At 61.4% G+C, this 3,671-nt stretch carries 3 protein-coding genes; all 3 read left to right on the top strand.

Annotated elements, in window-relative coordinates; all coding sequences use genetic code 11:
- Window positions 1-325: 325 nt before the first annotated feature.
- From HB676_RS33580 to HB676_RS33570, 3 genes are read left to right on the top strand one after another with little or no spacing between them, the layout of a single operon-like run.
- Complete coding sequence (locus HB676_RS33580) at window positions 326-1,537, top strand: tyrosine-type recombinase/integrase (RefSeq protein ID WP_213742812.1); 1,212 nt, start codon at window positions 326-328, stop codon at window positions 1,535-1,537.
- Window positions 1,531-2,445 (top strand): tyrosine-type recombinase/integrase, encoded by a 915-nt coding sequence (locus HB676_RS33575; RefSeq protein ID WP_213742811.1) that lies wholly within the window; start codon window positions 1,531-1,533, stop codon window positions 2,443-2,445. Before HB676_RS33580 ends, HB676_RS33575 begins: the two co-directional genes overlap by 7 nt.
- On the top strand, window positions 2,442-3,449 hold the full coding sequence (locus HB676_RS33570; RefSeq protein ID WP_213742810.1) for a tyrosine-type recombinase/integrase: 1,008 nt from the start codon (window positions 2,442-2,444) through the stop codon (window positions 3,447-3,449). The genes HB676_RS33575 and HB676_RS33570 overlap by 4 nt, the downstream gene beginning before the upstream one ends.
- Window positions 3,450-3,671: the final 222 nt, after the last annotated feature.

The raw sequence follows: 3,671 nt of genomic DNA, 5'->3' as shown, positions 1-3,671 counted from the left end.
TGTTCGCAGGCTGGACAGCATGAAGGAGATGCCGGCTCAGAGCACCGCCGCGGCGATGACGACATGTCACCGGCACCAGACCGCTCTGCGAGGCACAAGCGCACCCATCCGGCACCCGAGCGAACGAGAAGGTCCGGCCGCATGCGTGCCCGGGGCAATCGCGAAGCGTGCTCGGAAGCGACCGAGGGAACACTGAGCGAGATGCGCACTGAATCCAAAATGGCACCGATCTTCTGTGGACAGACGAATTTGTCTCGGTATCCCGCGATCCGCAGGACGTGAGACACCTCATGCTATGGCCTCCAAGCAAATAAAGGAGGCAATCATGCTGAAGCAGAAACGCAGGCATTGGAACAGCGTAGAGAGTCGGCTGCACTTTGCAAAACCGTACGTCGATGGCTTCAAGAACTGGCTTCAAGACCATGGATACACGCCGAGCACCATTGAAGAGAAGGTGCGGCTACTCGCAGGCTGGACCAACTGGATGCATGCGGCAAGTTTTACGCTTGACGATGCTTTGAACGGGCTCACTGCGTCCGCGGCGGTCTTCAAAGGGAAGAAGAGCATCCGCGCATACGCCGGCGCAGGTCAGCTGTTCATCCGCTATCTTCAAGATCGAGAAACCCTTCCCAGATCGGCACCACCGCCATTGCCGACAGAGATCTGGCCACTGCTTGCGGCATTCCGGCGCTGGATGCGTGACCAACGGGGTGTCGCCAACTCGACGCTCGATACCTATCAGTCGACCCTGGTCGATCTTCTCGAAGCGCTCGGCGACAACCCGGCAGCCTTTACCGCCCATGCAATCCGGGCCTTTGTCCTTGAACGGGCCAGGCCGCACAGCCGTGGGCGAGCCCAATCGATTGCAGTTGCGACGCGCGCGTTCCTGCGATTCCTGGTGGCGACCGGACGATGCCCGGTAGGACGGGATTACGCCGTTCCCGGCTTCGCCAACTGGCAATTGGCATCGACCCCGAGGTTCCTTGGTGCCGATGATATCGACCGCACCATCGCCGCTTGCGAGGGCGAAGGCCGGTTGCGCGACAAGGCTATTATCTTGCTCCTTGCTCGTCTTGGGCTGCGGGCCAGTGAAGTGGCCAACCTGAAATTGGCCGACGTCGACTGGCGGAATGGGCGCATTACCGTCGCCGGCAAATCCAGACGTGAGGAGTGGCTTCCGCTGACGCAAGAGGTCGGCGATGCGATGATTGCCTACATCGAGCGGGTCAGGCCACGGTTGTCGACACCTCGCGTGTTCATCACCGAAGCCGCCCCGGTTCGACCGCTGACCCGCATCGCCATCAAATGCATCGTGCGTCGCACGCTGCTCCGAGCCGGGATCAAAAGTGCCCATCAAGGAGCTCATGTGCTGCGCCACTCCGCAGCCACGACGATGCTTCGGCATGGCGTCAGTTTGACAGGCGTCGGCGCGGTCCTGCGTCACCGATCGCCGGCAATGACGATGCACTACGCCAAGGTGGACTTCGCCCTCTTGTCGGAGATCGCGCAGCCCTGGATCGGGAGGCTGCCATGCTGAGCGACGACGCGGAACGTTACATCGAGCTTCGCCGGACTCTTGGCTTCAAGCTCCGAAAGCCGTCGCGACACCTTCAATCCTTTGCGCGCTTTGCGACGGAAAAGGGCGAGAGTTATGTCAGCGCCGCCACAGCGCTGGAATGGGCGAAGATCGCGCCAACTCGGTGCACCCGGCATCGCCGCCTCGGTGACGTGGTGCGGTTCGCGCGCTTTTTGCGGGCCGAGAATACCGCTCATGAGGTGCCGGTCATTCTCTTTGCCGAACGCGCATCGCGGCCTGTTCCCTATATCTACACGCCGGATGAATTGACTCGGATCCTTGAGGGCGCCGGCCAACTCCGCCGGCAAAAACCCAACCCCTTACGTCAGCAGCTCTATGTGATGCTGTTCGGATTGATCGCCGCCACGGGGCTGCGCGTATCCGAGGCGCTCGACCTTCGGTTCGACGACGTACTGGCCGACGGTGTCTTGCATATCCGCGACACCAAGTTCGGCAAAAGCCGGCTGGTGCCGTTGCACCCGACCGTGGTGGAGGCTCTCGCCTGCTATCTCGACAGGCGCCGCCTTGTCGCGGGATCGGACGATCACCTGTTCCCCTCGGCGAAGGGCAAGAGACTCGCCTCCAGCACGGTGAACTATACATTCCGCCGTGTCCTGGGGTTTGCGAATATTGCTCCGGAGCGGGTCCGGCGGCCGCGCATTCATGACCTTCGCCATAGCTTCGCGACGCATGTTCTGGAGCAATGCAATACCGAGCGCGACGCGGTCGCCCGACACTTCGTCGCGCTGGCGACCTATCTGGGCCACGTCGATATCAAGCACACTTACTGGTATCTACAGGCGACACCGGAGTTGATGATCGACATCGCCGCCGCGGCCGAAACGTTGATCATGGGGGAGCCCATATGACCCTCCTTGCTCCTCTGATCACCGGCTTCCTACGCGACTACATGCCCCGACAGCGGGGCTATAGCTCGCATAGCTGCGAAGCCTATGCCTACAGCTTCCGGCTCTTGTTTGCCTTCGCGGCTAAGCGCATCGGGACAAGACCGTCGCAGCTTCTTATCGAACAGCTGGACGCGCCTTTGATCCTGGACTTTCTTGGTCACATCGAGCGCGAGCGTGGCAATGGTGTCGCCACCCGCAATCTGCGCCTTGCCGCGATCAAGACGTTCATGCGCTACGTCGAATACCAGGTACCTTCGGCTCTGGAGCAGATCGGTCAGATCCACGCCATCCCCGTCAAGCGCCATGATCAGAAGCTTATCCGTCACCTGGTCATGGTGGAGGTGCGCGCGATCCTGAATGCGCCGGACCTCACGACACGTCTGGGCGTACGCGATCGGGCGATGATGCATCTTTGCTTCGCGGCCGGACTACGCGTCTCAGAGCTGGTGGGAGCCATGATGGCTAATTTATCTCTGCAGAGTCCGCCGAACCTTATGGTCTTGGGCAAGGGGCGCAAGGAGCGATGTCTTCCACTCTGGAAAGAAGCCGCGGCCGATCTGCGGGCGTGGCTGACGCTGCGGGGATCCATTCGTGTGCCCGAGCTCTTCGTCAATGCCGAGGGAGCGCCGATGACGCGAGCCGGCTTCGAATATGTGCTGGCGAAGCATGCTCAAGCGGCGGCCGAGACGTGTCCGTCGTTGCGCGACCGTTCGATATCGCCTCATCAGCTGAGGCACAGTTGCGCGGTGATCATGTTGCAGGCCACGCACGACATTCGAAAGGTGGCGCTTTGGCTGGGGCACGCCGATATCCGCACGACGGAGGTCTACCTGCGGATGGATCCCTCCGAAAAGCTGGAGGCGGTTGAAGCGGTCATTCCGCCGGAGCTGCGGCGCGGGCGGTTCAAAGCTCCGGATGCGTTGATCGCCTCTCTGTTAGCGGACACATCGCCGACGCCGGCGTGAAAAAATCGAGCTGCACCGAGTGGTCGCGGTCCGTCGATATCCTCGGTGCAGCCCCTTGCTCGCTTGCATTGCCCACCCAGTTCCGGCAGTTGTCGTTCGATCGCAAACCGGCGAGCGAATGCCTTGAGTGGTGCGTGATCGTTGACGATGCGGCAGCGCTATCATCGCCGTGGTGTTGGTACACTGGGCCATCATCTCCTTTGCTGCGCGCACCTGCGAACC

Source organism: Bradyrhizobium sp. dw_411 (genome assembly GCF_018449695.1).
Classification (GTDB): Bacteria; Pseudomonadota; Alphaproteobacteria; order Rhizobiales; family Xanthobacteraceae; genus Bradyrhizobium.
The sequence above is the reverse complement of the archived record's forward strand: the minus strand, read 5'-3'. Positions and strand labels throughout refer to the sequence as shown.